At 35.5% G+C, this 6,755-nt stretch carries 5 protein-coding genes and 2 pseudogenes; 2 read left to right on the top strand and 5 right to left on the bottom strand.

Annotated features, from left to right (window positions below; genetic code table 11):
* Positions 1-36 precede the first annotated feature (36 nt).
* Together CWATDRAFT_RS28635 and CWATDRAFT_RS28630 are read left to right on the top strand one after the other, a co-directional pair.
* Positions 37-390 (top strand): annotated as a pseudogene (locus CWATDRAFT_RS28635) (NF041680 family putative transposase); the annotation flags it as partial.
* 447 nt (positions 391-837) lie between these two features.
* Positions 838-1,128, top strand: coding sequence for a hypothetical protein (locus CWATDRAFT_RS28630; RefSeq protein WP_007308256.1), 291 nt, complete (start codon positions 838-840; stop codon positions 1,126-1,128).
* 42 nt (positions 1,129-1,170) lie between these two features.
* Here the strand turns inward: CWATDRAFT_RS28630 and trxA are convergent, their stop codons facing one another.
* The 5 genes and pseudogenes from trxA to CWATDRAFT_RS28605 all read right to left on the bottom strand — a co-directional run.
* Positions 1,171-1,488: a thioredoxin gene (gene trxA / locus CWATDRAFT_RS28625; protein ID WP_007308255.1), complete on the bottom strand. Its 318-nt coding sequence runs from the start codon at positions 1,486-1,488 to the stop codon at positions 1,171-1,173.
* A gap of 100 nt (positions 1,489-1,588) precedes the next feature.
* On the bottom strand, positions 1,589-2,794 hold the full coding sequence (locus CWATDRAFT_RS28620) for a GTPase family protein (RefSeq protein ID WP_007308254.1): 1,206 nt from the start codon (positions 2,792-2,794) through the stop codon (positions 1,589-1,591).
* A gap of 10 nt (positions 2,795-2,804) precedes the next feature.
* Positions 2,805-4,154 carry a 5-histidylcysteine sulfoxide synthase gene (gene ovoA, locus CWATDRAFT_RS28615; protein WP_007308253.1) on the bottom strand — a complete coding sequence of 450 codons (1,350 nt, stop codon included), beginning with the start codon at positions 4,152-4,154 and terminating at the stop codon, positions 2,805-2,807.
* 100 nt (positions 4,155-4,254) lie between these two features.
* Positions 4,255-5,262 carry an L-histidine N(alpha)-methyltransferase gene (gene egtD / locus CWATDRAFT_RS28610; RefSeq protein ID WP_007308252.1) on the bottom strand — a complete coding sequence of 336 codons (1,008 nt, stop codon included), beginning with the start codon at positions 5,260-5,262 and terminating at the stop codon, positions 4,255-4,257.
* Between the two features lie 775 nt (positions 5,263-6,037).
* Positions 6,038-6,755, bottom strand: a pseudogene (locus tag CWATDRAFT_RS28605) (IS1380-like element ISCwa5 family transposase); the annotation flags it as partial.

Below are 6,755 nucleotides of genomic sequence, written 5' to 3'. Positions count from 1 at the left end.
ATAGCTAGGCTGGCCAACATCTTTCGGTTAAGGTAACAAAGATTATTGATGACATCTTATTTAACTCCCGATGTACATCATGAAGAAAATTGGTTTAAACTAACACTTCTTTCTTATGTAAATTTGTGGGCTGCCAGAAAATTAGCTGTGGTTTTACCCCGTGATTGGGAACAGTATTTGAAGACTAATAAATCCATCAAAATCACCCCTAGTCTAGTTCAAAGAGACTTTTCAAGAATAATTACGACCTTGGGGACTTTCGCCAAATTTCCCAAACGTCGAGGTTTTTCTTCCGGACGTATTAAAGGTTACAAAAAAGCCCCACGAACTCGTCATGATGTTATCAAGAAAGGGAGCAAAAAATCAACTGAAAACTTAAAAGCTCCTTAGTTTTCCTCAGAATCTATAGATTAGCCCTATTTGTCAGCCAATTTTATTGACTGATACAGAGCCGATATTCTGGGATTTTAGTTTAGCGTAAAATATACGCTAACAGACTTTTTTTGTCCAAAGTCCAATAACCCTTTTAACCTTAAATATTGGTGACGTTGTTTTAGGAGAAGATCGGGGTGACGATAGTACCTCCCGAGTAAGGGTTAGTGGGACTATTTGTAACGAAGGGACATCCCCCATAGAGGTTAGCTCCTTATCGATGCAGGTGGAGGATAAAACCACAGGCTCAATACTCGATACCTTTCGCGTTGGTTTAGGGAGTACCGTTTACACCTTAACGCCAGGGCAAAAAGCGGAATTCGATGGCTCTATTCCTAAGTTACGGGGTCGTAAACAGAGCGATGTTAATATTAAACTGCTAGACTGGAGTTAAGGATATAACCCTTGAAAACAGTGACACACACACAAGAAACAATCACCTATCCCCGTCTCCCCTTGGCGGTTTATCGAGAATTAGCAGCCCATTTACTTCAAATTGAAGGGGTTACTATTGAGTTAATTTCTCAACAGTCTCAAGAGTTCGTTTATGAGCAAAGTCAAATTGATCACTTAAAGATCGCTTATGCTTCAACTATTTCTGCTCCAGAAAAACAGCGAATTGAGGAAATTCTCGACTATTATGCTCAAATTCACACCCCCTACACCAGAGAATTTAAAGAATATTCTCTTTCTTAATTGGATTTTTTGGTCAACTCCTCACTCTTTTTTGTTTTTTGCTTAAACCAAAAGATTAAGATGCTGAATTAATTGAGAGGCTTGCATAACCCCCTCAAACTTCTCCACTGGTTGTCCTTCTTTAAATAACACTAAAGTAGGTAAAGATTGAATTCCGTACTTAGAGGCAATCCCTGGATACTTATCTGTGTCAATTTTAACCACTTGCACTCTACTTCTCATTTGGGTTCCTACTTGTTCTAAAATAGGTGACATCATTTGACAAGGACCACACCAAGTTGCATAAAAATCAATAAGAATGGGAACCGTTGATGTTGACAACATTTCCTCAAAAGTGGAAAACTGTTTTTTAAGTGCCATGACTGTTAAGAGCGAGTTAGCTAATAATAATTATAGATTCGTTGCTAATATTATAACCTATTTTTAAAAAGACAATACTCAACTTTATTTTTATTAATAATTAACTTCTTTTAAAACGATTTTGTGCTTGTTTAAATGCCTCTTGCATCACCGTTTGTATTTGAGCAGGATTCGGTTTTTTGCCCCCCATTAAATCCCCAAAATAAACACAAGCTCCTTCCCCCAAAGCCCAAGTATAAGCCCCTGCCCAAGAAGCAGCAATAATACTGCCCAACCCAGGAATAAACTTAATTAATTCTCGTCCAATAGACTGGGCTAAAAAACCCCCGGCGATCGCACTAACGATGCCACCTGCTTGAGATGGGGTCAAAATTTGCCCGTAGAGTTTACCTAATAATGTTATCTGAGACACTTGTAAGGTTGTCAAGACGGGCATAGTGGCAAAGGGTAAGGGGACGGCGGCTAAGGTAGCTGCGGCCACGGAAAACGCCCAAATATAACGGCGGGCTACATCCCGATAAAGATTACCTATTTTTTCGCTGGTTTCTCCTTCTAGAAGTTGATGAATGGCCACAGATTCTGCTTCGGGTAACTGTTTCGCTATGCTATCTCTAAGGGTTTCTAAACCATAAAAAACGGGGGTATAGCCGTCTTCTTCTAGGGTAAAATCAATGAGAATGGCATCATCATAAAGCTCCTGAAAGTCTTCTTTAAGTTGGTTAAAAGCCCGATTAATATCTTCAACGTTGGGAGGATAAGCAGGATGATCGTCGCTTTGGGAGGGATAAATTTCGTGAAGACAAGTAACCACCAAAAGATAGGGAATTTTTTGGGATAGTTGACGTAAATTTTGAGCTACTTGAGCCAGGGTTTCTGTGGCAAAATCATTAATTTTAACGGTTAAGATAACTACTCTGGCTTGATGGTTAGATGCTTGTAATTTATCGGTTAATTCTTGAATGATAGAATCCGTGTTTTTCTGTGCCTCACCCAACCCCACTGTATCGGTAAAAATGAGTAACGGTAAATCATCATTGGGGTAAGTATATTGGTTAGTATGCTTAGTATGGGGACGAAATCCTTGACCAACAATTTCGGCTGAAACCCCCGTTAATCCTCTGACAATCGAACTCTTTCCCGATTGGGTTTTGCCGATCAAAATTGCTTCAGTGGTGGGTAATTTTTCCCTGGCAGTTTCTAAAATTTCTGCCATTTGTTCATCACTCACCTGAAACCATTGAGGAATTTTTTTGAGTAACAATTTATCTTGGAGGAAATTTTTGGTCGATTGAAAAAATTTATTCATTATTCACCGATCACTGATAATTACTAACAATCCTAAAACCTGCGTGTTGATAAAAGTTAGGACGGAACCAATTACGATAATATTTTAAGGTTTCTGTTCCTTGAGTTACCCAAGCTCCTCCTAACATCATTTTATGGTTATTATCAAAAAAAGGTGCAGAATTGTCTTCATAAAGAACATGGGGTTCAAATCCTGGTAGGGGTTTAAAGTCTTCCTCTAACCATTCCCAAACATTGCCCCGTAAGTCCCATAAACCTGAGTTGCTTTGTGCCGTTTTTAATAAACCCACCGGACTCGGTGAACCAAACTTTAAGTTAAGATTATAATCCTTTACGTCTTCGATGTCCACGTGATAGTTATTATTGGCTCCATAAGTGGCTAAATTCCATTCTCCCTCACTCATTAATCTTGTTTCTTTTCCCTTCCAACGACAATAGGCCATGGCTTCGTAATAATTAACTTCTACGGGCCAATCTAAGGGTAAAGGGATTTCATCAAACATAGCACGATAGGAATATTCTCCTTTATTTAATCTCCAAAATTTAGGATTTTTTACCTCATTTTCTTCCTTCCATTTCCAGGATTTTTCATCCCAATATGCTTGATTTTCGTAACCTTTACTATTGACAAATTCTAGAAAATCTGCATTCGTAATTAAATATTGACTGGCAAAAAATGACTCAACTTTAATCATGCGATCGCCATATTCACAGTCCCATCCGTACAAGGGATTATCTTGAGATTTTCCTAGTTTAATGGTTCCTCCTTCTACTAAAATCATCTTATTCTTATTAGTGACTTTTTGAGAGGGGGCATATTGCCATCCTTGAGGTTTTTCTAATTTTTCTGTAGGCAGTTGTCTAAATAACATGGAAGAAGTTTCAAAATGAATCCTTTGATGTTCCATACCCATCATTAAAGCCCAAAGGGGATGATTTTGATCAATAGGAAGCTCCAAAGATATATTTTTAATTACTTCTAAAATAACCTCATAAGCCCTATTTCTATATTGCCAGATATCTTTAACTTTCGGCCAATTAATATAAGCGATAGCCTGGTTTAATTCTTCTGCATTTTCTGGATCAACACCAAACTCAAATAATATTTCATAGTCGGCGTTAATCCCTTGTTCTAATAACTCAACTTGAATTAACTTATTGATATAAAATGCCGCCGAATGCCCCAAATAAAAAACCAACGGATTTCTTAGGGGATCGGGATTAATATAAAATGTTTCATCATCGATAATACTCTTCATTAATATATCTTCTAATTCCCAACTATTTTCAAAGTAGTTGATTAAAGAATATTGAGAAAAGTTATTAAGTAAAATGGGTAATTGAGATTTAAGGGATGACATAATTATTTTTAGTTAATGTTGAGAGAACATTGACATTTGAGTTGTTAACAATGTGACACAATCCGAAGACTTTTTACAGGCGATAACCCTCTGTTAATGCTTATTTTGAAAATTGGCACAGCATTAGGGCAAACCATTTATTTTCATCGGTGAATACTTTGATGGTTTTTAACTTTTTAGATTCTAACTTATCTCTAGTTTCTTCTATATTAAACTTACGAGACATTTCGGTGAGTATTTTTTCCCCTTTGTTTAATTTAACCTTGAGATCCAATTTTTCCAGGCTAATTTTTTGCTCTCTTTCAGACAGTAAATACATTTCAATCTGTTTTCTTTCTTCGTTATAAATAGCTTGATGTTTAAAATTATTGACATCAAAGTTGCCACCAAATTTATTGTTTAAATGAGTTAGCATATTTAAGTTAAAAGCAGCCGTTATCCCCTGACTATCATTGTAAGCTGGTTCTAAAGTAGATTTGGGCTTTTGTAAATCTATTCCCAATAAGAAATAATCTCCATTTTCTAAAACTTGGGCAATTTTATTTAAGAAATTATCATAACCAGCTTCGCTAAAATTGCCGATAGAACTCCCTAAAAAGAAGATCATTCTAGCTGGCCAAGCACTGGGCTTTAATTGAGTTAATGCTTGCTCATAAGTTCCCACTAATCCTTTAATTTCTAAGGAGTTATAGTCTTGTTTTAACTGAATAGCACTTTCTTTAAGAATTCCAGCACTAACATCAATAGGCATATATTTAAACACTTCATTCGGCTGATGATAAGCATCTAATAATAACCGAGTTTTGGTAGAACTTCCGCTTCCTAATTCTACTAATTCGCAGATTCCTGTTATTTCGACAATTTCCTCGGCGTATTTTCTTAAAATACTAGCTTCTGTTCGGGTAGGATAGTATTCTGGTAGCTCACAAATTTGCTCAAATAATTGAGATCCTTGATCGTCATAAAAATATTTGGGTGGTATGGTTTTAGGACTTTGACTCAAACCTTCTTTTATATCTTGACCCCAGGAACTTTTTGCGTCCTCTCTTTTTTCAACGGGTTGTAAATACTCAATTTGAAACTGTTCCGCTTGAGCTTGATTTAACATAGGATCACTCAAATGATTATGATAAAATTTTGCCCTCTCATTCTAAAACAGTTTAGCGGAAAAAAACAAACTATTGAACAAAATTTTCTGTCATGCTTAAAATATTTTCTTCCGTGGCAACATGATCACTTTCCTTGCCATCTAAATTAACAGCGATATAGGGTTTCTCGGACTCATGAGGTACACCTAATGTCGCGCCTCCGAACTCCGAACTCCGAACTCCTAAAACTAGAAAACTGTGTACCTCACAAGTATGAGAAGTGCTATATATTTTTTAACTAAAATTAACTTTATTAGCCTTGAAAAAAAGTAATTATCATGATGGATCAAAAGTCAAGAAACAATTAAAATTGATATTCTTTAAGAAACAATTGTCAAAAATAAACATAGAAAAAATAATTAAGGTTATACTAAACAAAGAGACAAAAATGCACCACAGTGGTTAAAAGACGGTGGCTTTGATGTTTTACAGTGCATGAAAAAGTTCATTTGTCAAGAACTGGATGCTGCTCAAACCTCTATGGTGTGTACCCGGATTTCTCACAAATTAATTTGAAAGCCCAATCCAGAGATGAAAAATGATAATTTTTAGGACTAATAGAAATTTTGAATATAGATAAATAAAAAAATTGACTTTGATTATCCAAAAATTGAGTTTAAGAGGGAATAATTATATTAACTTTTGATTTTCTCAACGATAAATAAGACCAAATGAAAGTATCAGTCAGTCAACAACTTATGATAGATATCTTTTTTAAAAAACAACTTATTCTACTTATCCAGTATTAGGAATAGTTTTAATTCTTTTGTTAGCAATAGACAAAATATCTTGATAAGGACAAGCACTAGCTATAGCGATAATAATTCTTCTACAACTAATCTTTATTCTGGCTCCCAACTTAAGAAGATTTAGACGTATTCTTCCCACAGTTGCTTTAGCCAATGAAGTTTTTTTTAAACAGTGTTGACGAAAAGCATTTATGAGAACATAAGCCCAGGAATGTATCCATAATCTTAGTTGATTACTTTGAAATGTTTGAGTTGAAGTTCTATCAGCTAACAAGTCTAATTGTTGTTCTTTAATCCGATTTTCCATCTCGCCTCTCGGACAGTATTTTTTTGTATAAAGTTTTGAGGGTGGAATTTTTGAAGCGGGCAAAGATGTCACCACATGGCGCATTTTTAAGCCATCACTTCCATAACAAACTTTTGTCACTACTTTTCTTTGACAACTCCATGACTTTTCTGTTTTATAACGAATAGAGCGATACCAAGTAGAAATTGGTACTAATTTTTTAACTTCTTCTAAATCTTCTTTTTTCTGAAATAAACTATCCATTAATTCAGTTATTGGAGCTAGTTTTTTTTTCATATTCATGTTTGGCTTTTTCAATTGCATCATCCGCTCGTAACTTAAGAACGCCATTTGTTCCCATAGCTATAACATAATCAACTAAAGGCTGATTTTCACAAAAATAGAAGATTTCTTCACG

Origin of the sequence: Crocosphaera watsonii WH 8501 (genome assembly GCF_000167195.1) — a bacterium.
Taxonomy (GTDB): domain Bacteria; phylum Cyanobacteriota; class Cyanobacteriia; order Cyanobacteriales; family Microcystaceae; genus Crocosphaera; species Crocosphaera watsonii.
Note: the sequence above shows the minus strand (reverse complement) of the source record. Positions and strands in the feature narration are given on the sequence as shown.